Here is a 23,710-nt window from a genome sequence, read left to right on the forward strand (position 1 = left end):
TAAGAGGGTGTTTAAGAATACAAGAAAATGAAATATGGATTTTTTGTATTCTTAAGCGTCTTCTATGAGTACATGAACGCTACAGTCGCTTTGCTGATTTAGTGAAGGACATGTTTTTGGAGGAAGGAAGGAGAGGTTTCATGTATGTGATGAAACATCATGGATGGGTAGAGGTTATTTGCGGAAGTATGTTTTCCGGTAAATCTGAAGAGCTTATCCGACGAGTTAGAAGAGCCCAATTTGCTAAACAGAACATTGTTGTGTTTAAGCCTAAAATAGATAATCGTTACAGTGAGGAAGCTGTAGTTTCACATAATGGTTCTACAACAGTTGCTGTCCCAATTAGCAACTCCTCAGAAATCTTTGAATATGTGAAACCAGATGTTGAAGTGGTTGCTATTGACGAAGTTCAGTTTTTTGATCCGGAGATTGTGGCAGTTGTCCAGCATTTAGCCAATAGCGGCTATAGAGTTATTTGTGCAGGATTGGATCAGGACTTCCGTGGTGAGCCATTTGGAAGAATGCCTGAACTTATGGCAATCGCAGAGTTAGTAACAAAGCTGCAGGCAGTCTGTGCTGTATGTGGTTCACCGGCAAGCCGTACTCAGCGATTAATTGACGGAGCGCCAGCATCATATGATGATCCAATCATACTTGTCGGTGCTTCTGAATCGTATGAGCCAAGATGCCGTCATCATCATGAAGTACCTAAATCACCTTCATTGAAAGAAATTAACAGTACTTCAATAAAGTGACTGTATGCAAAGTGACTGTATGCAAAAAAAAATCCCCATTAGAATGCTCTAATGGGGATTTTAATTAGGAAGATACAGATAGACCAAGCTTTGAAAGTGCCTGCTTGAGTGTGCTATATGTTGGGATATCCTCAAGGCTAATCCCTAAATTATAGATGACTTGAGCTATATCGGGTCTTAGCCCAGATATACTAGATTCCATACCGGTGTATTTCAGAATCTTTACTAAGCTTAGCAGCTTTTGCAGCACCATTGTATCAATGGTAGATACTCCAGAAAGATCGATAAGAAGATGTCTAATTTGCTTAGCTTTGCAGCTTGCAGGTACATTTTCTAAGATTAAATTTCCTCTTGTTATGTCAATGGCTCCAATAATAGGCAGAACTCCAATATGATTAATAATGGGGATAATCGGGTTGCTTAATTCATTGATTGTTTCTTGCTGTGCCTGCATTCTTTTAAGAGTGTATTCGTGGTACATTTCAGTAAATTCATTGTTCAATTTGTCAAACGTGAGATGGAAGACCGAACTCCAATGCAATATGGTTGCCTGTGGAACATCTCCTAGTTCTTCAATGAATGTAGTAATCATTTCCCAAACGGTTTGCCTTGTCAGACTTAAAGCATGCAGTACTTGGTGAACTGGGACGCCAAGTTTTACTCTGCTTTTGGCAATTTCATTCGCCCATTTCGATAAATTGGCGGAGAAGACAGCCTCATCATCTAAAAAAGAACTGATGACAGTTTCAATTGTGAATGCATGTTGGGACCTGAGTAGATTATTAACAGAGTCAGTTGAATCTTTACTGTAAATGGATCCCTCTTCGCCGTCTTTTATGGCGAACCATTTTTCCGTAATTATTGGAGCCTTTTCCATTATATAGTGATAAACAGAGCCGTTAGATAGAGACATTATTTGTCCTCTCTTTCTATGAATATCTTTATTATAAAGCAAAACGTTACAAGAAAAGCATTATATCCTCGTAATTGCTGTTTTTACATGTTAATTTGGTTTTGACGGGGATAATAGCCTATAATATAATTAAAATGTTATGGAAAAAAATTGAGGTGAATATTCGTGTTTGATCGTCTGCAAGCTGTAGAGGATCGTTATGACAGGCTTAATGAGCTATTGAGCGATCCGGAAATTGTCAATGATACAAAAAAATTGCGTGATTATTCTAAAGAGCAATCAGATATACAAGAAACGGTTGAAGTTTACCGGGAATATAAAGAAGTAAAAGCTCAAAATCAAGACGCTAGATCAATGCTGGAGGAAAAGCTTGATTCAGAAATGCGTGCAATGGTTAAAGAAGAGTTAGATGAAACAGCAGCGAAAATTGAGGAATTGGAAGGGCGTCTAAGAATACTGCTGATCCCTAAAGACCCTAATGATGATAAGAACGTTATCATGGAAGTTCGCGGAGCAGCAGGTGGAGACGAAGCGGCATTATTTGCTGGAGACTTGTTCCGTATGTACAGCCGCTATGCAGAATCCCAAGGCTGGAAGATGGAAGTAATTGATGCGAGTTCAACAGGTGTTGGAGGATATAAGGAAATCATTTTCATGATAAACGGAAAAGGTGCCTACTCAAAGCTTAAGTTCGAAAATGGAGCACACAGGGTGCAACGTGTGCCTGAAACAGAATCTGGCGGAAGAATTCATACTTCAACTGCAACTGTTGCATGTCTGCCTGAAGCAGAAGAGGTTGAAATTGAAATCCACGATAAGGATATCCGTGTTGATACATTTACTTCAAGCGGGCCTGGTGGACAAAGTGTTAACACTACAATGTCAGCAGTAAGATTGACGCATTTACCGACAGGAACAGTTGTATCCTGTCAGGACGAAAAATCGCAAATCAAAAACAAAGAAAAAGCAATGAAAGTTTTACGTGCTCGTGTTTATGACAAGTTCCAACAAGAAGCACAAGCGGAGTATGACCAGCAGCGTAAGTCTGCGGTTGGTACAGGAGATCGTTCCGAGCGTATCAGAACATATAACTTCCCGCAAAACCGTGTAACAGATCACCGAATTGGACTAACTATTCAGAAGCTTGATCAAATCCTGCAAGGGAAAATGGAAGATATTATAGATGCTTTGATTCTTGAAGAGCAATCAAGCCGTTTAGAAAGTGCGTCAGATGTCTGATTCAGGACAAATGAAAGTATTTGAAGCCCTTAAATGGGCTTCTTCTTATTTGGCTGTGCACGGTCGTGAGGAGTACGCTGGAGAATTGCTAATGCGTCATGTGTTAGGGGCGTCTCGTTCTGAGATGCTGATGAAATTCAGAGAAGAGATGGACGAGGAAGCCTTTCAGAAGTTCCAAAAGTATGTCCATCTTCATGGTGAAGGAAAACCGATACAATATTTAATGGGGTATGAGGACTTTTACGGACGGACATTTACAGTCAATGAGGAGGTTCTAATACCAAGACCTGAAACAGAAGAGCTTGTTTATAATATGTTAGAGCGAATTAAGGTGTTATATGGAAGTGAGACTGTTGATTTGGTGGATATCGGGACAGGTAGCGGGGCTATTGCAATAACGATGAAACTAGAATATCCACAGCTTCACGTGACTGCAACAGACCTATACGAAGAATCCTTGAAGGTTGCAAGGCAAAATGCAAAAGCACTTGAAGCAGAATTGGAATTTGTCCAAGGAGATTTGTTTGAACCGTTTTTTAAAGATCAAAGAAAATTTGATGTGATTTTGTCAAATCCTCCTTATATACCAGATCAAGATGCTGCTGAAATGTCTGTTGTCGTCACAGAGCATGAGCCTCATCGAGCATTATTTGCAGGAGCAGAAGGCTTGGATATTTACAGAAGAATATGCGAGCAGCTTCCTTCCGTGTTAAAGACTAAAGGCATTGTCGGCTTTGAAGTCGGCATGGGTCAAAGTGAAGCAGTCTCAACACTGATTGTGAATGCTTTTCCATCAGCAAAGGTGAATGTTGTATATGATATCAACAAGAAAGATCGAATGGTATTTGCCGAAATAGGGTTTGAGTAACATTTTAAGATTAGTTTTAACCGCGGATAATCCGCGGTTTTTTATTTTTAAAAAAAATCAAAACTTGCTAGTTTAAGAATCTATTAATCTGTCCACACTGTTTTTATGAGGGGGCGAATTAATATGAAAAGAAAATCAATGGCAACAATTTATATATTTGTACTTATCCTATCAACTATTATGAGTTTATATATACCGAAAAATGAAGTGACAGCAAATGACGAAGTGGTAATTCCAAGTGATGCTATTAGACTAAGAATATTGGCAAATAGCGATAGTGAAGAGGACCAAGCTTTAAAGAGAAAAGTAAGGGACGCAGTCAATGCAGAAATAACAAATTGGGTAGCAGATTTAACTTCTAAAGAAGCGGCAAAACAGCTTTTAAAGGATAAACAGCCGGAAATTCAAAAGATAGCAGAAAAGGTAGTTATGGAAGAAAGCTCAGATCAGACAGTTAAGGTGAAATTCGGTAAAGTAGATTTTCCTACAAAGCTATACGGAGAGTTTTTATATCCTGCTGGTGAATACGAAGCGATTTTAATTACATTAGGAGCAGGAGAAGGCGCAAATTGGTGGTGTGTACTGTTTCCACCATTATGTTTTCTTGATTTTTCTAACAGTGTTGCTGTAAGTGATGGCTTTGAAGAGGATAAGAAGGAAGAAGATAGCAAGAAGAACGAAGAAGCAGTAGCAGAAAAGAAAGACAAAGCAGACGAAGAAGCAAAGAAAGCTAAGGAAGACAAAAAAACAGAAGTGAAAGAAGTAGCAAAAGACAGTAAAGAAGATCCTGTTTATGTGGATGAAGAAAAAGAGAGTGACGTAGAAGTAAAGTTCTTCCTGGTTGAGTTATGGGATAAAATCTTTGGATGATATAAAGCCATCTGCTTGCGGCGGATGGCTTTATTCATGAAAAATATGGATTAGGACTGCTTTACACATATACTGTAAAACTATACATGCCATAATCCTAATGGTAGAGAGGATTAATAAAAATTCTATCATTTTTTTCAAATCCCTTTCATAGTAATAGAATTAACAACTAATTCAATTTATGATAAAGGAGACTTATAATATGGAGCATACTGTTAGAAAAGCAGCTAGTGGAGATATAGAGGGTCTTAAAAGCTTTCTAGGGAGAACGGAAGTCGAATTGCAGGGTTTAGAGAATTGGATGGACTTCTGCCTAGTTGCGGAGGATACGCATTCAGGGGAATTAATGGGGACAATTGGCATTCAGCCCTACGCTGACGCTGGGTTGTTAAGAGCGCTCGTCCTTAAAAATGGATCAGCTGAAGACATTTTGTACTTGCTTCAACAGGCCATAAGGTTGGCTAAAGAACAAAAATTAGGTATGCTATATTGCGTGGTGAATAATAAGAATGCAAGGAATCTCTTTCTTTTGCTCGGGTTTAAGGAGATAAATGTCGAAGATTTGCCTATGGATGTTAGAGAATCATCAACAGTTAAGACAGCGGAAGCTGTTAATAACTCGAAAATCATGTATTATTCGATAAATAATGTGGATAATTAGGAAGAGTTATCCACCGTTATCATCTTTTTATTCACAATTTGTGGACAAGTCAGATAAAACACAAAAATATTGACTGGATTCGGTCAAATACTAATTGTCGAAAATTGAAGAACGACAGGCAATTTCAATGTATTTATACAAGTTTTGATTAAAGGTGGATAAGTATGAAGACAAAATTATGGTCAGTGGATAAGTATGTGGATATAGGTAGTGGTTATCCACAAATTGAACAGGCTGCAGACCTTTTAAACAAAAATGAAGTAATCGCCTTTCCAACAGAAACAGTTTATGGACTTGGAGGGAACGCAAAAAATGATGAAGCAATTGCGAAGATATTTGCCGCAAAAGGCAGACCATCTGATAACCCGCTCATCATCCATATAGCAAAAAAAGAGCAGTTGGCAGAACTCGTGAAGGAAGTGCCAGAGAAGGCAGAGCAGTTAATGGAAGCCTTCTGGCCGGGGGCGCTTACGATTATTTTCCAGCTTAAAGAAGGTGCATTGTCGAAGCTGGCAAGTGCCGGACTGAATACTGTTGGCATAAGAATGCCTGATCATCCGGTTGCATTAAAATTATTGGAGCTTGCCAATTTACCGATTGCAGCGCCAAGTGCTAATACATCTGGAAAGCCAAGCCCTACTACTGCGCTTCATGTAAAGGAGGATTTAGATGCAGTTATTGCCGGGATTGTGGATGGCGGTCCGACGGGTGTTGGTGTGGAATCGACGGTTATTGATTGTACGGATAGCATCCCTGTAATACTTCGTCCAGGAGGTGTGTCCCAGGAGGACATTGAAAAGGTAATTGGGGAAGTGCAGCTAGATAAAGCCCTTATCAATAAAGATTCCGCTCCAAAAGCACCCGGTATGAAGTATACACATTATGCACCGAATGCACCGTTGTTTTTAGTGCAAGCACCAAGGGAAAGAATTCAAGAATTGGTTGCAGAACAGCACCGCAACGGCAAAAAGGCAGGAATACTCACAACAGAAGAAAACAAAGATTATTATCAAGCAGATTATATTTTTGTATGCGGACAAAGAGCTGACTTATCCACAGTTGCTGCAAATCTATATGATGGTTTAAGAAGTTTTAACCATAGTGATGTTGATATTATTTTCGCAGAGGTATTTCCATATGAAGGAGTGGGGCATGCCATCATGAATCGTTTAATGAAAGCAGCCTCTCACCAAGTTATTGATTGACATACCGATTGTGTAAATTATTATTTTAACCTTCATTTAAATTGCTTCTAAAAAAACTTGGACGTGCATATTCTCTAATTAGCAAGTCCAAGGAGGAAGGTAATGTCTACACTAATCGGAGAAATATTTACACTTGTTCTAATGGCATTCGCTTTAGGAATGGACGCATTTTCTGTTGGGCTAGGAATGGGAATGTACAGGCTCAGGCTAAGGCAAATAATGAAAATTGGAATTGTTATTGGAGTATTTCATGTCATCATGCCGTTGTTGGGGATTCTTGCAGGGAGATTTCTGTCTGATAATTTTGGAGGGATTGCTGGGATTATCGGTGGAGTACTCCTGCTTATTTTAGGTGTGCAAATGATATGGGCAGGCTTTAAGGAAGAGGATGCCTACAAAATTACACCAGTTGGCTTTGGTCTTATTGTGTTTGCGGTCAGCGTTAGTTTGGATAGCTTTTCCGTAGGGCTAAGCTTAGGTATTTATAAGGCCAAAACATGGCTTGTTCTGCTTGCCTTCGGCTTAAGTGCAACATTGTTAACATGGCTTGGTTTAATTATTGGCAGAAAAGCTCAGGGCCTTCTTGGGAATTATGGGGAGGTTTTAGGTGGAGGGATACTGCTTGCCTTTGGCATTAAGCTGCTTTTACACCTATAGAGTCTGAAGATTCAACCTAGAGTAATCATTGGCAGCTTATAAGTAAGCTGCTTTTTTATTTGGAAAAAACAGCTAAAACTCTACGCGGAAAGTGTAAAATCTATAAATTCTGTCGATAGATATAGTAGTGAATCCAAATGGTGAAATCGAACGGCAATAAATTTATAATAACGTTAAAAGGGAGGTGGGAAAAATGGTGCGAGTATTGTTTGTTTGTACGGGAAACACTTGTCGAAGCCCAATGGCAGAAGCCATCCTTAAAAACAGGGGAAAAGGGAATATGGAAGTAAAGTCTGCTGGAGTTTATGCAATAGATGGTTCAGAAGCTTCCTATCAAGTAAAGGAAGTGTTGACAGAAAAGGGGATAAAGCATAATCACCTTTCCACAATGCTGAATGCTGATTTAATTGATTGGGCAACACATGTGTTTACAATGACAGTTGGACATAAGAATGCAATTGTCAGCCAATTTCCCCATGCAATTGAAAAAACATTTACATTAAAGGAATTTGTAAATGATGATAAGTATGGTGATATTGTTGATCCATTTGGAGGTTCGGTCGAGCTTTACAGAAAAACATATCAGGAATTGGATGGCTTGATCCAGTCACTTATCAAAAAATTACAAGAGGAATTCTAGGGGAGAAAAACATGGAAAAGATTGCTTCATATAAGTTCAGCTTGAGAAAAAAACTTGCATTATTTATTACCATTCTAGCGCTTATTACGTATTCAACAAGTGCATTTTTCATCTACGTCCTATATCCTTTGCTTCCAGGAATCGGAATCAGCGCCTTTGTATTCAATCTTATTACATTGACATTGGGTGTGCTATGGTCTGGTTTTTTGGCATTTTTAGCAGCCGGCTTTATTATTAAACCACTGCAAAGATTAGAGAAAAGTGCTATTAAAGCAGCACATGGCAATCTTAGTGATGATGTGAAATTGTCAAGCTCAGATGATGAGATTCGATCACTTGGCATGGCTTATAATGATATGCTTTCTAATTTAAGAGAAATGGTTAAAAGTATTGAAAAAAACTTCAATAGTACGAATGCGACTGTTAAGGCAATTACCGGCAAATCGCAGGAAGCTCAAGAACAGACTGATTCTATTACAAGGGCAGTAGAAGAAATTGCAGGCGGATCAGAGGTAGCGGCTAATTCTGTGCAAGCGACGGCTGAAGCGGTGGAGCAATCAATGAATATCGCCCAAACAGTTCAAGAAACGGCAGATCATACTCAAGCAATCTCAAATGAAATGCTTTCAAACCTTGATGAGACAAATAAAGTAGTTCATTCACTTGTGGCAGGGCTTAAGCAATTGGCAGAAGAGAATAGCCGCTCCTTATCTTCTGTGAAAAGCTTGGAGGAAAATGCAGCGAAAATTGGTGATATTCTTAAGCTTGTTGGAACGATTGCAACGCAAACGAATCTCCTTGCTTTAAATGCATCTATAGAAGCTGCAAGAGCAGGGGAACATGGTAAAGGCTTTGCAGTTGTTGCTGAAGAGGTTCGAGTACTTGCAGATGAAAGTGCAAAAGCAGTTGATGGAGTAGCAGAGCTTATCGACAATATGCAATCAGAAGTTAGGAATGTTGCCGTGCAAATTAAGAAGCAGGTACAAAGCGCTAATGCAGAGGCAGAGCAAGGAGTAAAAACAAATGCTACGCTTCAGGAAATGACCGCTATTGTGAAACAAATGGCAGATTCCACAAAACATATAACACAGCAGGTTCATCAGCAGATGGAGCAGATTGAGCACACCTCTAGACAGTCGCAGGAAGTGGCGGCAATAGCGGAGGAGACATCTGCGGGAACACAGCAGGTTATGGTTATCGCAGAAAACCAAGCGAAGATTATTAATGAGGTTGATGTGCTGACACTTGAGCTGCAACAGCAGGCTGAACAGCTGAAAGAAACAATTACTAGATTTAAGGTTTAGTCATGCTCCGTTTTGCTTAGGTTATTATACATTTTAGTTAATCTTTAAGGAGAGGCTGGCATTTCTAAAAAGAATGTAAACAGCCTTTCTATTTGCTCCTTTTTATGTGAAAATAATAGAGGAATATGAGGAGGTTAACAGGATGAAAGTTGCCATTGCTTCAGATCATGGTGGTTTAACCATTAGAGAAGAATTAAAAAGTTTATTAGAAGAATTAAAAATAGAATATGTTGATTTTGGCTGTGACTGTAATGCTTCAGTCGATTACCCTGACTATGCACTGCCTGTAGCGGAAAAGGTCGCTAATGGGGAGTTTGACCGTGGAATACTTATTTGTGGAACTGGCATCGGTATGAGCATTGCTGCTAATAAAGTTAAAGGTGTTAGATGTGCCCTTGTACATGATGTATACAGTGCAAGATTGACAAGAGAGCATAATGACAGCAATGTCATTGCAATGGGTGAAAGAGTTATCGGTCCAGGACTTGCCCGGGAAATAACGAAGGTTTGGCTGCTTTCAGAATTTAGTGGCAGCAGACATCAAACAAGACTAGACAAAATAGCACAATACGAATTAGAAACATCCTCCTAAGCATATGCTAAAGTGGAAAGGCTGTGTTGTTTATGGATATAAATATATCAGCTCTGGAAGAACAGCTTCAGAGCATTATTTCTGAATATCAAGAACAAGCAAAATTGACAGATCGCCATATATTTGTCATTGGCTGTAGCACAAGTGAAGTAATTGGCCAGAAAATTGGTACAGCAGGAGCAATCGACGTTGCAGGTTTCATCTTTCAACAACTTTTAGAGTACAAGGAAGAGGCAGGGGTAGAGCTAGCTTTTCAATGCTGTGAACATCTTAACAGAGCTTTAGTCGTTGAGAGAAAGCTGCAAGAGGAAAAGAATCTATCTGAAGTATCTGTTATTCCTGTGCGTCAAGCTGGAGGTGCAATGGCAGCATATGCCTATCAGCATATGAAAGATCCGGTAGTTGTTGAACATATCACTGCAGATGGCGGCATAGATATCGGGGATACTTTAATTGGCATGCATATCAAGCATGTTGCCGTGCCAATAAGGGTTTCGCACAAGCAGCTTGGCGAAGCTCATGTCACACTTGCTAAAACAAGGCCGAAATTGATTGGCGGCCAAAGGGCTGTTTATGAAAAAACACAAGATAATGAATCTTGCTAACAGAAAAAGATATCCCGAAAGTAGTCGGGATATCTTTTTTGTTTGCATAAATAGAATAAAACTTGATTTGTATGTGCTGGAATACTAGTGAAAATAGCGACAGATTGGTTTTTTTATTATTTTAAGAAAATAATAACGTGTATTTATGCTGTTTTCTTGTTAAAACACGAACATTTATTTTTAAATATAAAATAATAATTCGTATTTTTTAGCTTCTTTTTGAAATTGTTCCATGTTAGAATATAAGAAGATTTTACGTAGATTAAAAGATTTTTAAATTATCCGTTACAGGGAGGATTCAAATGAAGCATTTAGCGCAAAACGACCAGCAAGTATATCAAGCTATCCAGCAGGAACTAGGCCGCCAAAGAGCGAAAATTGAGTTAATCGCATCAGAGAATTTCGTGAGTGAAGCAGTTATGGAGGCACAAGGTTCTGTACTGACAAATAAATATGCAGAAGGCTATCCAGCAAAACGCTACTATGGCGGCTGCGAATACGTTGATATTGTGGAAGATATCGCTCGCGACCGTGCGAAAGAGATTTTTGGAGCAGAGCATGTCAATGTTCAACCACACTCTGGCGCGCAAGCAAACATGGCTGTATATTTCACTATACTTGAGCAAGGAGATACTGTGCTCGGGATGAATCTTTCCCATGGTGGACATTTAACACATGGAAGTCCTGTTAACTTCAGCGGAGTCCAATATAATTTTATAGAGTATGGCGTAGATAAAGAAACAGAGCAAATCGACTATGAGGACGTGCTGGCAAAAGCGCGCGCAAATAAGCCGAAATTGATTGTAGCTGGTGCGAGTGCATATCCTCGTGCGATTGACTTCAAAAAATTCCGTGAGATTGCTGACGAAGTTGGAGCATATTTAATGGTTGATATGGCTCATATTGCCGGTCTTGTGGCTGCAGGGTTACATCAAAATCCAGTTCCTTATGCAGATTTTGTTACAACAACAACACATAAAACACTAAGAGGTCCTCGCGGCGGAATGATTCTTTGTAAAGAGGAATTCGGCAAAAAAATTGATAAATCCATCTTCCCTGGTATTCAAGGCGGACCGCTTATGCACGTTATTTCTGCTAAGGCTGTTGCTTTTGGAGAAACACTTCAGGATGACTTTAAAGTATATGCTGAAAACATCATTGCAAATGCAAAGCGTTTAGCTGAAGGTCTACAAAAAGAAGGATTAAGACTTGTTTCAAACGGAACGGATAATCACTTATTGCTAGTTGATTTGCAAACTCTTGGTTTGACAGGGAAAGTGGCAGAGCACGTACTTGATGAAGTTGGAATTACTGTAAACAAAAACACTATTCCATTCGATCCAGCAAGTCCATTCGTGACAAGTGGAATCCGTATTGGTACAGCAGCTGTTACTTCTCGTGGATTCGATTTAGAAGACATGGACGAAATCGCTTCTATCATCGGCTTCACATTGAAAAATCATGAAGACCAAGAAAAATTAGCTGAAGCAGCTAAAAGAGTAGAAGCATTAACTAGTAAATTTGTATTGTATAAAGAACTATAAGAAACACAAAGCCAGCCTATCATAAGCATAGGCTGGCACTTTTTTGGGTAAAAATAATGGTAGTAAAGAAAAAATTTCAGTTGATTTGAAAGCCTTTTTTCTGTAGAATTACAAGAAGTGTGTTTACGATAAAGAAGGAAACGGAGTGAAAGATGTGGCAAAAGTATACGTATTTGATCACCCACTTATTCAACATAAACTTACATACATTCGTGAGAAGCAAACAGGAACAAAAGAATTCAGAGAGTTAGTAGACGAAGTGGCAACATTGATGGCTTTTGAAATCACTCGTGATATGCCTTTAGAAGAAATCGAAATTGATACACCAGTTAGCAGAACGAAATCAAACGTGCTTTCTGGTAAGAAAATAGGGATTATTCCTATCCTGCGCGCAGGTATCGGTATGGTTGACGGTATCTTAAAGCTTATTCCAGCTGCAAAAGTTGGACATATTGGACTATACCGCGATCCAAAAACGCTTAAGCCTGTAGAATATTATGTGAAGCTTCCATCTGATGTGGAAGAAAGAGACTTCATCGTTGTTGATCCAATGCTTGCAACAGGCGGTTCTGCAATTGAAGCGATTAACTCCTTGAAGACTAGAGGCGGAAAAAACATCAAGTTCATGTGCTTAATTGCTGCACCTGAAGGCGTAGAGCTTTTAAAAGAAGCTCATCCAGATGTAGATATTTATATCGCTGCACTCGATGAAAAACTTAACGAAAAAGGTTACATTGTTCCAGGTCTTGGGGATGCTGGTGACCGTTTATTCGGAACTAAATAATGCTAATGTTGGGCTGGCCTATTAGGTCAGTCTTTTATTTTGTATTCAGACAATCCAGAAATGCCCAGACATAATTTATCCTCAACTGCAAACTATAACTGCAACTATACCCCTCTATGCTTAAAGGAGAATACATATGAAGAAAATAATCCTTCTGTTCTTTGCTTTGATCCTCTCTTGTGAACATTACACTTTTGCAGCTGTGCACGAGCTTCCGGAACTTCCGGCTGAAAGCAAACAAGAAAAAAGGGTTGCCATTGTAAAGTTAAAAGGCAGCTATTCAGATAATAAAGTAAATGAAATAATGGCTAAATTGAAAAGTGGTCAAAAGAGAACGGTCTTTTGTGAAATTTTTTCAGGTTTTTCTGTACGTGCAAATGTGGAGGATTTGAACATGCTGACAAGTTATCAAGATGTGGAGCTTGTATCTCAAGTCAAAACATATACAGCAGAAAGCGAAGGACCTGCTAAGATTATCGGCGCAGACTGGATTCAAGGAGTGACGAGAAGCCAATCGTCTGCTTTGACAGGGGAAGGTGTGAAGGTAGGTGTCATTGATACTGGCATTGATTATAATCACCCTGACTTAAGGAGGAATTATAAAAAGGGCTGGGACTTTGTTGATCGGGATAAAGACCCAATGGAAACTGTCGGGCATGGGCTAAGGGATACGCTTCATGGCACACATGTTGCAGGAATAATCGCTGCAAAGGGAAAGCTTAAGGGAATTGCCCCGAATGCAGAAGTATATGCTTACAGAGCTTTAGGTCCTGGAGGATCTGGAACAACAGAACAAATATTGAGTGCCATTGAAAGAGCGATAAAGGATAAAGTGGATGTGCTTAACCTCTCACTTGGCAGTGAGGTAAATGGTCCAGATTTGCCGATAAGCATCGCCTTAAATAAGGCTGTCGATAAGGGAATTGTTGCTGTTGCAGCTGCTGGAAATGCAGGACCTGCTGATTGGACTGTTGGTTCTCCTGGTACTGCGGCAAAGGCGATTTCTGTCGGTGCAACGACACCAAACATGAAGGTGCCTTTTTTAGAGGTGGACGGAGAAAAGATCATTTTAAATAAGATGGATAAGAGTAAAGCGTGGAGTTCTGAAAATGCCTTGGAAATTGTCGAAGGAAAGCTGGGCTATCTGAAGGATTTGCAAAATGTGAAAGGCAAGATAGTGATTATTAAACGGGGTGAGCTCACATTTGGAGAGAAGGCTGAAAATGCTTATAAGGCAGGTGCAAAGGCTGTTCTCATCGCTAATGATATGGATGGACCACTGCTCGGCATGCTTGAAAGAGAGATTCCGATTCCGGTCGCAGGTGTTTCTAAAAAGGAAGGCAGCCAACTGCAAAGTAAGCTTGGGAAAAAGAAAACTATCTATGCAAAAATCAACAGCTACTGGGAACAGGATATACTTGCAGATTTCAGTTCAAGAGGACCTGTAACAAGTACTTGGGATATCAAGCCTGACGTCGTCGCACCAGGTGTAGTGATAAATAGCACAGTCCCAGGTGGATATCTTGCCCTGCAGGGAACAAGTATGGCAGCGCCTCATGTCGCGGGCGCAGCTGCTCTTTTGCTCGAGGCTCATCCTGATTGGAGCCCGGAGGAAGTGAAGGCAGCGTTGATGAATACTGCTCTTCCTCTTAACGACAGGGATGGCAAGCAATACAAGGTGTATGAACAAGGTGCTGGCAGAATTCAAGTCGATAAAGCGGTGAAAGCAAGTGTATTAGTTATGCCTGGAAGCATGCGCTTCGGAAAGTTTAAGCTAGCAGATCATCTACATGAACATACAGCTTATATTACGATTAGTAACAAAGGAAAGTCATCTGAGTGGATTACGTTTAATCAGCCAAGTATACAACGTGGTGTTACCTGGCAATTGCCGCTGTCCTTAACGCTAGCGGCAGGTGAAACAAAAAAACTGCCCGTTAAGATGATGATAGACAGTGAACTCTTTAAAGATAAGCTTCAAAATGGTGCGATTGAGGTGAACGCAGGCAAGCAGAAGGTGACAGTACCATACTTGTATGTGCTTGAGGAGCCGGAATATCCGCGCTTAATGGGATTCAATATGGTGCAGGAGGATAACGGAGGCTTCAGCTATGAGGCATATTTACCTACTGGAGCAGAAGAATTTGGCATTGCAGTCTTTGATAAGGAAACATTGAAGTTCGTGAAGTTTCTGGATTGGAAAAAAGAAGTAAAAAGAGGTCAAATAAAGGGGGAAATTAAAAAAGAGATTCTGCCACAGCAAGGCATCTATGAAGTTGTCGCATTTGCAAAAAAAGCAGGAAAAGAAGATGCGGTTAGTGGTCAACTAAGTGTGATAGGAAGTCAGGCAATATATAATAGTGAAGAAAATCATAATGACAAAGAAGATTTGTAAAAATATCCCTAATATAAAATTAATAGGAAATAATTTGAAAGATATGTGAATTTACTCCTTTTCCGATATAAAATTTTTTGATTCATGATAGAATAAAAAAGAAAAATTTTACCGGGAAAGGAGAGTTAGTAGAAGACCGTATCAACGCGGTTTGCAACTGGATACAAGATTTTTGGAGATACATGATTTTAACGTTTTTATGTTGTTAATTACAATTGACATTTGACATAACCTTATTGTATGCTTACAAAGTAGATGATAGGGTTTTCAGGGCCTTTTCAAAAAAATATCTCTTTTTTGTTCTGCAAAAAAGACTATTTTTTGTTCCCTGATAAGCTGTCTGAAAGAAAGTCTGTTGTCAGGAGATTTGGCTAAATTATGTTTGAAATAAAACAGATGCTTACAAAACAATTTAAGTACATATCTATACTGCTTTCACTTTACCTTATTGGGTGGGCTGCAACTCCTTATAAGCCTGTATTTATGGGTTTGTTATTGGGTACTGCCTTAAGCCTTTATAATATTTGGCTCTTAGTAAGAAAAATGGGGAAATTCAGCAGAAATATAGATGAAGGTAAAAAGACGCAATCGTTAGGGATGCTGTCAAGAATGGCGGCTGCAGTACTCGGGGTTGCAATAGCCATGGAATTTCCTGAGCAGATACACCTTATCAGCGTTGTCATTGGATTAATGACGGCTTACATAGTCATTATGATAGATTACTTATTTAGTACTGTTTTTAAAAATAGTATTAGAAAAGAGAGGTGAGAATTGCTTGGATCACAAAGAGAAAGTGTATTACCTTTTCGGTTCGGAATACTTGAGAGTAGATGTATCCAGTGTCTTGATGATAGCTATAACTAGTTTGATCGTATTCATTATCGCTGTTGCTGCAACACGTCGACTTGCTTTAAAGCCAACAGGGATGCAGAACATGATAGAATGGGTAATGGACTTCGTGAAAAACATTATCAAAAGCAACATGGATTGGAAAGATGGCGGGAAGTTCCACATGTTAGGGATGACAATCATCTTTTACGTGTTAATTTCCAACCTGCTTGGTTTACCATTTTCTATAGTGGTTGACGGTGTTCTTTGGTGGAAATCACCAACGGCCGATCCGATTATCACATTAACATTAGCTTCCATGATCATTGCTTTGACACATTATTATGGTGTTAAGCAAAAAGGAGTTAAAGGATATTTCAAAGGTTATGTACAGCCGATGAAGTTCTTGCTTCCTTTAAAGATAATCGAAGAATTTTCCAATACATTGACGCTTGGTTTGCGTCTATACGGAAATATCTATGCAGGGGAACTGCTTTTATCCTTATTAGTAGGTTCGTTAGCATGGACAGGCTGGGCAGGCTTTATAGCTGCAATTCCTTTAACATTGGCATGGCAAGGTTTTTCAATCTTCATAGGCTTTATACAAGCTTACATCTTTACAATGTTAACGTTCGTTTACATGTCACATAAAGTAAGTGACGAGCATTAATCAATTCCCTTATCTTTAAAAGGTGAAACTATAAAATACACATATTTATATATTTAGGAGGAAAATAAATAATGAATCTATTAGCAGCAGCAATCGCAATTGGTCTATCAGCATTGGGAGCAAGTATTGGTAACGGTTTGATCGTAGGACGTACAGTTGAAGGGATCGCTCGTCAACCAGAAGCACGCGGTTTCTTACAAACAACAATGTTCATCGGGGTAGCATTAGTTGAGGCATTACCGATTATCGGAGTTGTAATTGCATTCATGGTACTTAACCGTTAATAATAGCTTAAAAATGGCGAAGACTTTTTCAAAAACTTCGCCTTTGCTTTATGCAAAAAAAAGAAAGTTGAAGGTAAACAGTTGGAAGGGAGTGAACCGTTGTGTTATTAAATAGCTTCGTATTGGGAGCTGCTGGGGCAGCATCTCATGATGGTATAAATGGTGGAACAGCCATATTTCAATTAGTAATATTCCTAGTTCTTCTTATGCTTTTAAAGAAATTCGCATGGGGTCCGATTATGGGCATCATGAAGCAAAGGGAAGAATTTGTAGCAAATGAAATAGACAGCGCGGAGAAAAATCGCATCGAGTCTGCTAAGCTTTTAGAGGAACAGCGGGAATTGCTTAAAGAGGCGCGCACGGAAGCAAAAGAGTTAATCGATAATGCAAAATCTCAAGGAGAGCTGCAAAGAGAAACTATTATTGCTGACGCTAGAAAAGATGCGGAAAGATTAAAGAATTCAGCATTGCTTGAAATTGAACAGCAGAAGGAAAAAGCTGTTACTGCAATCAGAGAGCAAGTTAGTTCCCTATCTGTATTGATCGCTTCTAAAGTAATTGAAAAAGAGCTTAGTGAGCAGGACCAGGAAAAACTGATCAATGATTACATACAAGAGGTAGGCGAAAATCGATGATGGATACAGGAGTTTCAAAGCGCTATGCTTTAGCCCTTTTCCAAATCGCGAAAGAAAATGGCAGTGTGGAGCAGTTGGAAGAGGAAATGCGCGTTGTTAAAGCAGTTGTTGCCAACTCACCGGATTTGCAGCAAGTTTTCAAGTCTCCCAATATTTCATTGGAGCAGAAGAAAGAAATAGTAAAAAATGCGTTTGCTACAGCGAGCGTTAGTGTGCAAAACATGTTGATGCTTCTGATGGACAGACATCGTGAAGATTATATTGTGAGCATTTGCGATTACTTTTTGCAATTCGTTAATGATGAAAAAGGGATTGCAGAAGCGAAAGTCTACTCTGTGAGACAGCTTACAGACAGTGAAAAATCGACGATTTCTGCAGCGTTCGCCGCTAAAGTGGGAAAACAGTCGTTAAATATCGAAAATATTGTTGATTCCAACCTTTTGGGCGGAATTAAAGTTCGCATAGGTAATAAAATATTCGACGGCAGCTTACAAGGCAAGCTTGCTCGTCTGCAACGTACATTATTAGGATAAGATTTCGAGATAGGGGTGAAACGCATGAGCATCAAAGCGGAAGAAATCAGTGCTCTTATAAAAAGGCAAATTGAAAATTACCAATCAGAAGTTCAAGTGAGTGAAGTAGGTACGGTTATCAGTATTGGTGATGGTATTGCACGCGTTCATGGATTGGACAACTGTATGGCAGGAGAACTTGTTGAGTTTTCCAACGGAGTAATGGGTCTTGCTCAAAACTTAGAAGAAAGCAATGTCGGGATTATTATCCTTGGCCCTTACACAGACATTCGTGAAGGCGACGAAGTTCGTCGTACAGGAAGAATTATGGAGGTTCCTGTTGGCGAAGAATTGATCGGACGTGTTGTTAACTCATTAGGTCAGCCAGTTGATGGAATGGGCCCGATTAATTCAAGCAAAACAAGACCGATTGAGTTCTTGGCACCAGGTGTTATGGACCGTAAATCAGTTAGTGAACCGCTTCAAACAGGGATTAAAGCAATCGATGCACTTGTTCCAATCGGACGTGGACAGCGTGAGCTTATCATCGGTGACCGCCAAACAGGTAAAACATCTGTAGCAATCGATACAATCCTTAACCAAAAAGACCAAGATATGATTTGTATCTATGTAGCAATCGGACAAAAGGAGTCTACTGTTCGTAACGCTGTTGAGACACTTCGCAAACACGGTGCGTTGGAATACTCCATCGTCGTGACTGCATCTGCTTCCCAACCAGCTCCATTGCTTTACCTTGCTCCATATGCAGGTGTAGCGATGGGTGAAGAATTTATGTATAACGGCAAGCACGTTTTAATCGTGTATGATGATCTTTCTAAACAAGCATCAGCATACCGTGAGCTTTCCTTGCTGCTTCGTCGTCCTCCAGGCCGTGAAGCATATCCAGGGGATGTATTCTACTTGCATTCTCGTTTGCTTGAGCGCGCAGCGAAGCTTAGCGACGCAAAAGGCGGCGGTTCTATTACTGCATTGCCTTTCATTGAAACACAAGCAGGAGACGTATCTGCATATATTCCAACAAACGTAATTTCTATTACAGATGGACAAATATTCCTGCAGTCAGATTTATTCTTCTCAGGTGTTCGTCCTGCAATCAATGCAGGTCTATCCGTTTCCCGTGTTGGTGGTTCTGCACAAATTAAAGCGATGAAAAAGGTTGCAGGTACACTGCGTCTTGACTTAGCATCATTCCGTGAGCTTGAGTCTTTCGCACAGTTCGGATCAGACCTTGATAAGGCAACACAAGATAAATTAAATCGCGGTGCTCGTACTGTTGAAGTACTAAAGCAAGATTTGAATAAGCCGTTAAAAGTAGAAAAACAAGTAGCAATTCTTTATGCATTGACTCGTGGATTCCTTGATGATATTCCAGTACATGACATCAGAAGATTTGAAGATGAGTACTTGAACTGGCTTGATCATAACCGCAAAGAATTGCTTAATCATATTGTGTCAACGAAAGAGCTTCCTTCTGACGACGAAATGACGCTTGCGATCAACGACTTCAAAAAAACGTTCGCTGCAACTGAGTAACAAAAGGAAAATCTGATGAATGGTGGTGAAAACGTTTGGCATCATTACGCGATATAAAGTCACGTATTAACTCAACGAAAAAGACAAGCCAAATCACAAAAGCTATGCAAATGGTCTCTGCTGCCAAGATGAACAAAGCAGAAGCAAATGCAAAGTCTTTTGTTCCTTATATGGAAAAGATAGAAGAAGTGACACATTCAGTAGCGGCAGGGAGCAAAGGAAGCTCCCACCCAATGCTGGTAGCCCGTCCTGTAAAAAAGACAGGCTATATTATCATCACTTCGGACCGTGGACTAGCTGGTGCTTATAACAGTAATGTTCTCAGAAAACTGAACCAGATTGTGAAGGAAAGGCATCAGTCGAAAGATGAGTATGCAGTTATAGCAATTGGTAAAGTCGGTAGAGATTTCCTTGTTAAGCAAGGTACAAACGTCATTCTCGATATCGTCGGAATTGCAGACCAGCCTGATTTCCTCGATATTAAGGATATTACAAATAAATCTGTCGGTATGTTCAGTGATGGTACTTTCGATGAAGTACACATCATTTACAGTCATTATGTGAGCGCAATTCAACAGGATGTTATGGAGAAGAAGATTTTGCCTCTTACAGAGCTTGCAAATAATTCTGCTGCCCTTACTTCCTATGAATTTGAACCTTCAGCTGAAGAAATCCTAGATGTGTTGCTGCCGCAATATGCGGAAAGCTTAATTTACGGCGCATTGCTTGACAGTAAGGCAAGTGAACACTCTGCTAGGATGACAGCAATGAAGAACTCTACTGATAATGCGAAAGATATTATTGATGATTTGAGTTTAGTATATAACCGAGCTCGTCAGGCTGCTATTACGCAAGAAATTACGGAAATAGTTGGCGGCGCTGCTGCGTTGGAATAGTTTAAGAAATAGAATTGCCTGCACGCAATTCTATGATGAGAAGTATAGGAGGGAAAAACATGAGCTTAGGACAAGTTCTTCAGGTAATGGGTCCAGTTGTTGACGTAAAGTTCGACGGACATTTGCCTGACATAAATAATGCTTTGAAAGTGGTCCGTAATTCAGGAGACTCAGGCTCTAACAGCGTTGAAGTTACTCTTGAAGTGGCCCTTCACTTAGGTGACAACACAGTCCGCACGATTGCAATGTCTTCCACTGATGGTATCACTAGAGGTACACAGGTTGCAGATACAGGCAAGTCCATTTCTGTTCCTGTTGGTGATGTTACATTAGGACGTGTATTTAACGTATTAGGAGAAACAATTGACCTTGATCAAGAAATCGCTAGCGATGCTAGAAGAGATTCTATTCATAGAGAAGCTCCGAAATTTGAACAGCTTTCTACACAAGTTGAAATATTAGAAACTGGAATCAAAGTAGTAGATTTGCTTGCACCATACATTAAAGGTGGAAAAATCGGTCTATTCGGAGGAGCAGGTGTAGGTAAAACGGTTCTTATCCAAGAACTTATCAACAACATCGCACAAGAGCATGGCGGTATTTCCGTATTTGCTGGTGTTGGTGAGCGTACACGTGAAGGAAATGACCTATATCATGAGATGACAGATTCTGGCGTTATCAAGAAAACGGCAATGGTATTCGGACAAATGAACGAGCCACCTGGTGCACGTATGCGTGTAGCATTAACTGGTTTGACAATGGCTGAATATTTCCGTGATGAGCAAGGACAGGACGTTCTGTTCTTCATCGATAACATCTTCCGTTTCACGCAAGCAGGTTCTGAGGTTTCTGCATTGCTTGGCCGTATGCCATCAGCAGTAGGTTACCAGCCGACACTTGCAACAGAGATGGGTAGATTGCAAGAGCGTATCACTTCTACAAACGTAGGATCAGTAACATCTATCCAAGCTATTTATGTTCCAGCGGATGACTATACAGATCCAGCTCCTGCTACAACATTTGCTCACTTGGATGCAACAACAAACCTTGAGCGTAAATTGACAGAGATGGGTATTTACCCAGCAGTAGATCCATTGGCATCAACATCACGCGCTTTGTCTCCTGAAATCGTAGGAGATGAGCACTATAATGTGGCTCGTCAAGTACAGTCCACTTTACAGCGCTATAGAGAGCTTCAAGACATCATCAGTATCCTTGGTATGGATGAGTTGAATGATGAAGATAAAATGGTTGTACACCGTGCAAGAAGAGTACAGTTCTTCTTATCACAAAACTTCCACGTTGCCGAGCAGTTTACAGGTCAAAAAGGATCTTATGTCCCTGTAAAAGAAACTGTAAAAGGCTTTAAAGATATTCTTGACGGTAAATATGATCATCTTCCTGAAGATGCATTCCGCCTTGTAGGAAGAATCGAAGAAGCTATCGAAAATGCTAAAAAAATGGGTGTGGAAGTATAATCCTAATCAGGAGGGGTAGAAATGAAGACGATTAAAGTCCATGTAGTAACTCCTGATGGCCCGGTGCATGATTCAGACGTTGAGACGGTTATTGCAAAAGCAGAAAGCGGAGAGCTGGGAATTATGGCAGGCCATGTTCCTATGGTTGCTCCCCTTAAAATAGGTGTCATACACTTAAAAAATGGAAAGACTTCTGAGTATTTGGCAGTTAATGGCGGAATCTTAGAGGTACGGCCTGATAAAGTAACGGTGCTTGCTCAATCTGCGGAAACCGCTGAACATATCGATTATGATCGTGCTTTACGAGCTAAGGAGCGTGCAGAGCAAAGATTGCATACTCAAAGCAATGAACATGTAGATTTCAAACGTGCGGAGCTTGCTCTTAAGCGTGCAATGAATCGTATATCTATTGTTGAAAAGAAATATTAATAACCAAAAATGCCTCCCTTTGTTAAAATACAAATTGGGGGGCATTTTTACGTTCTAAAAGAGTATGAATAAGGAATGTAGGCTAAAAAGAAATCAAATTGAAAAGAAAATGAAAAATAGTGAAACCTTTTATGATGATGAATCGTCAAATAGTAGTTAGCAAGGAAGCTAAAGAAGTGGAGGTAACGCATTGATAGAAGATTTTGGCCAACAGGCATTGTTGAGCATCTTAACAAATGTGGTATTTATTGCCCTCGCTTGGTGGGCGTTGCAATCATTGAACATTGAAAAGTTCATCCGTGCAAACAAGGTAGTTCAAGCAAGAGTATTATATGTATTATTATCGATAATAATTGGGTTGCTTGTCAGTGAATTCTTCCTTAATTATCTTCTTTGGTCACAACAATTGCCATTAATTATGCAATAAGATACATTAGAAGAAACAATTACCAACGAAATAGGTCTTCATACATGTTTTCTTTTGCTCACTTTTTCAGTACAATTCAATTTGCGTGTTGCTAAAAAATAGTTTGTACGCAAGTCAGAAAAATATTCATGTCAAAAAGTGACGACTATTCGCGAGTATTTCATTCCCCTACTAAGGAAACAATGCTAGTAAGGGAGAGGAATAAGACATGAATAAAAAAAGAACAGCATTTTATCTTGTATTAATGATCTTAGTTGGTTTGGCAGCAGTTACAATTGGGAATAAACCAATTATCGCGAAAAAACAGCTAGACCTATTTATTATAAATGGAATAATAAACAAGGAACAGAACATTAACGTTACTGAATGGTCTCTGCATGCAAGAGAAAAAATGGATAATGTGAAAAGCTTATCAGATGCAAAAGCCGTTAAAGCCGATTTGCAGAAAAAGTTTCCAGATGCGAAATGGACGGAAACGAAAACTGTCAGCGCTTGGCAAGCTAAGGCTGTTCTGGCAGCTGATGGCAACAAAGAAGAGAGTTTAACTGTCACTGCTTCATTAACAACTCAAACATCCCAATCATATGTTATATATGAAGTGAAAGGGAAGGAGTTGAGTGACCAGTTCAGCAAAAAGCTGGAAAAGGATATAGAAGATAAAGTTTCAGCTATATTTCGAGGAAAACCAACAATTTTCTCTTGTATAAAAGGCGAATTCAATGATAAGATGAGTAAGAGTCTGCCTTATTATGTAAACCATTTATTGGATGCTTTTCAAGCGAAACAAATAGAGGCGTTAGAGGAAGCTGATTTTGTATCAACTTCAGCCATGACGTCTATCTTTGATGAGAAAATTCAGGAAAATGACAAGGTAATGAACTTGCAATTGGGAATCAGGACACAAGGAATGGGCGGTAAAACTACCTTTGTAGTTGGCACACCCATCATAACGATTGAATATTAAT

General features: G+C 39.7%; 26 protein-coding genes. 25 read left to right on the top strand and 1 reads right to left on the bottom strand.

The genetic code is table 11. The features are described from left to right. The first annotated feature begins 140 nt into the window (after positions 1-140). Positions 141-755, top strand: coding sequence for a thymidine kinase (locus CEQ21_RS14260; protein WP_185765091.1), 615 nt, complete (start codon positions 141-143; stop codon positions 753-755). Between the two features lie 64 nt (positions 756-819). On the opposite strand, the gene CEQ21_RS14265 is transcribed toward CEQ21_RS14260, so the two are convergent. After that, positions 820-1,668: an STAS domain-containing protein gene (locus CEQ21_RS14265; protein ID WP_185765092.1), complete on the bottom strand. Its 849-nt coding sequence runs from the start codon at positions 1,666-1,668 to the stop codon at positions 820-822. A gap of 165 nt (positions 1,669-1,833) precedes the next feature. On the opposite strand from CEQ21_RS14265, the gene prfA reads away from it, so the two are divergent. The 24 genes from prfA to CEQ21_RS14385 all read left to right on the top strand — a co-directional run bounded on the left by prfA (position 1,834) and on the right by CEQ21_RS14385 (position 23,709). Continuing rightward, on the top strand, positions 1,834-2,907 hold the full coding sequence (prfA, locus tag CEQ21_RS14270) for a peptide chain release factor 1 (protein ID WP_127738997.1): 1,074 nt from the start codon (positions 1,834-1,836) through the stop codon (positions 2,905-2,907). A gap of 10 nt (positions 2,908-2,917) precedes the next feature. After that, entirely contained in the window at positions 2,918-3,775 is an 858-nt protein-coding gene (gene prmC / locus CEQ21_RS14275) for a peptide chain release factor N(5)-glutamine methyltransferase (protein ID WP_185767279.1), read from the top strand. A 123-nt stretch (positions 3,776-3,898) separates the two neighbouring features. Beyond that, on the top strand, positions 3,899-4,645 hold the full coding sequence (spoIIR, locus tag CEQ21_RS14280; RefSeq protein ID WP_185765093.1) for a stage II sporulation protein R: 747 nt from the start codon (positions 3,899-3,901) through the stop codon (positions 4,643-4,645). Between the two features lie 202 nt (positions 4,646-4,847). Continuing rightward, a complete protein-coding gene (locus CEQ21_RS14285; protein WP_185765094.1) occupies positions 4,848-5,306 on the top strand; it encodes a GNAT family N-acetyltransferase in 459 nt (152 codons plus the stop codon). Positions 5,307-5,470: 164 nt separating this feature from the next. Next, complete coding sequence (locus CEQ21_RS14290) at positions 5,471-6,511, top strand: L-threonylcarbamoyladenylate synthase (protein ID WP_185765095.1); 1,041 nt, start codon at positions 5,471-5,473, stop codon at positions 6,509-6,511. Positions 6,512-6,613: 102 nt separating this feature from the next. After that, positions 6,614-7,168 carry a manganese efflux pump MntP gene (locus CEQ21_RS14295; protein WP_185765096.1) on the top strand — a complete coding sequence of 185 codons (555 nt, stop codon included), beginning with the start codon at positions 6,614-6,616 and terminating at the stop codon, positions 7,166-7,168. 193 nt (positions 7,169-7,361) lie between these two features. After that, positions 7,362-7,808 (top strand): low molecular weight protein arginine phosphatase, encoded by a 447-nt coding sequence (locus tag CEQ21_RS14300; RefSeq protein ID WP_185765097.1) that lies wholly within the window; start codon positions 7,362-7,364, stop codon positions 7,806-7,808. 11 nt (positions 7,809-7,819) lie between these two features. Next, positions 7,820-9,112 carry a methyl-accepting chemotaxis protein gene (locus tag CEQ21_RS14305; protein ID WP_185765098.1) on the top strand — a complete coding sequence of 431 codons (1,293 nt, stop codon included), beginning with the start codon at positions 7,820-7,822 and terminating at the stop codon, positions 9,110-9,112. A 142-nt stretch (positions 9,113-9,254) separates the two neighbouring features. After that, on the top strand, positions 9,255-9,704 hold the full coding sequence (gene rpiB / locus CEQ21_RS14310; RefSeq protein ID WP_185765099.1) for a ribose 5-phosphate isomerase B: 450 nt from the start codon (positions 9,255-9,257) through the stop codon (positions 9,702-9,704). Between the two features lie 32 nt (positions 9,705-9,736). After that, positions 9,737-10,309 carry a TIGR01440 family protein gene (locus CEQ21_RS14315; RefSeq protein WP_185765100.1) on the top strand — a complete coding sequence of 191 codons (573 nt, stop codon included), beginning with the start codon at positions 9,737-9,739 and terminating at the stop codon, positions 10,307-10,309. 302 nt (positions 10,310-10,611) lie between these two features. Then, positions 10,612-11,853, top strand: a complete 1,242-nt coding sequence (gene glyA / locus CEQ21_RS14320) for a serine hydroxymethyltransferase (RefSeq protein WP_185765101.1) — start codon at positions 10,612-10,614, stop codon at positions 11,851-11,853. Positions 11,854-12,007: 154 nt separating this feature from the next. Then, a complete protein-coding gene (gene upp, locus CEQ21_RS14325) occupies positions 12,008-12,637 on the top strand; it encodes a uracil phosphoribosyltransferase (RefSeq protein WP_127739133.1) in 630 nt (209 codons plus the stop codon). Between the two features lie 136 nt (positions 12,638-12,773). Further along, on the top strand, positions 12,774-15,032 hold the full coding sequence (locus CEQ21_RS14330; protein ID WP_185765102.1) for a S8 family serine peptidase: 2,259 nt from the start codon (positions 12,774-12,776) through the stop codon (positions 15,030-15,032). A 378-nt stretch (positions 15,033-15,410) separates the two neighbouring features. After that, a complete protein-coding gene (locus tag CEQ21_RS14335) occupies positions 15,411-15,800 on the top strand; it encodes an ATP synthase subunit I (RefSeq protein WP_185765103.1) in 390 nt (129 codons plus the stop codon). Between the two features lie 25 nt (positions 15,801-15,825). Further along, on the top strand, positions 15,826-16,530 hold the full coding sequence (gene atpB, locus CEQ21_RS14340) for a F0F1 ATP synthase subunit A (RefSeq protein ID WP_375545222.1): 705 nt from the start codon (positions 15,826-15,828) through the stop codon (positions 16,528-16,530). A 71-nt stretch (positions 16,531-16,601) separates the two neighbouring features. After that, entirely contained in the window at positions 16,602-16,814 is a 213-nt protein-coding gene (gene atpE / locus CEQ21_RS14345; protein WP_127739009.1) for a F0F1 ATP synthase subunit C, read from the top strand. Between the two features lie 101 nt (positions 16,815-16,915). Further along, positions 16,916-17,449 (top strand): F0F1 ATP synthase subunit B, encoded by a 534-nt coding sequence (locus CEQ21_RS14350; RefSeq protein WP_185765104.1) that lies wholly within the window; start codon positions 16,916-16,918, stop codon positions 17,447-17,449. Beyond that, positions 17,446-17,982, top strand: a complete 537-nt coding sequence (locus tag CEQ21_RS14355) for a F0F1 ATP synthase subunit delta (RefSeq protein WP_185765105.1) — start codon at positions 17,446-17,448, stop codon at positions 17,980-17,982. The genes CEQ21_RS14350 and CEQ21_RS14355 overlap by 4 nt, the downstream gene beginning before the upstream one ends. A gap of 24 nt (positions 17,983-18,006) precedes the next feature. After that, positions 18,007-19,515, top strand: a complete 1,509-nt coding sequence (atpA, locus tag CEQ21_RS14360; RefSeq protein ID WP_185765106.1) for a F0F1 ATP synthase subunit alpha — start codon at positions 18,007-18,009, stop codon at positions 19,513-19,515. Positions 19,516-19,550: 35 nt separating this feature from the next. Then, the gene (gene atpG / locus CEQ21_RS14365) at positions 19,551-20,411 is read left to right on the top strand and encodes an ATP synthase F1 subunit gamma (RefSeq protein WP_185765107.1); all 861 of its coding nucleotides are present in this window, start codon (positions 19,551-19,553) and stop codon (positions 20,409-20,411) included. A gap of 59 nt (positions 20,412-20,470) precedes the next feature. Continuing rightward, positions 20,471-21,889, top strand: a complete 1,419-nt coding sequence (gene atpD / locus CEQ21_RS14370; RefSeq protein WP_185765108.1) for a F0F1 ATP synthase subunit beta — start codon at positions 20,471-20,473, stop codon at positions 21,887-21,889. Positions 21,890-21,910: 21 nt separating this feature from the next. Continuing rightward, the gene (locus CEQ21_RS14375; RefSeq protein ID WP_185765109.1) at positions 21,911-22,318 is read left to right on the top strand and encodes a F0F1 ATP synthase subunit epsilon; all 408 of its coding nucleotides are present in this window, start codon (positions 21,911-21,913) and stop codon (positions 22,316-22,318) included. Positions 22,319-22,508: 190 nt separating this feature from the next. Further along, positions 22,509-22,745, top strand: a complete 237-nt coding sequence (locus tag CEQ21_RS14380; RefSeq protein WP_185765110.1) for a DUF1146 family protein — start codon at positions 22,509-22,511, stop codon at positions 22,743-22,745. Between the two features lie 208 nt (positions 22,746-22,953). Continuing rightward, on the top strand, positions 22,954-23,709 hold the full coding sequence (locus CEQ21_RS14385; RefSeq protein ID WP_185765111.1) for a YwmB family TATA-box binding protein: 756 nt from the start codon (positions 22,954-22,956) through the stop codon (positions 23,707-23,709). Position 23,710: the final 1 nt, after the last annotated feature.

Origin of the sequence: Niallia circulans, assembly GCF_007273535.1 — a bacterium.
GTDB lineage: Bacteria > Bacillota > Bacilli > Bacillales > Cytobacillaceae > Niallia > Niallia circulans_B.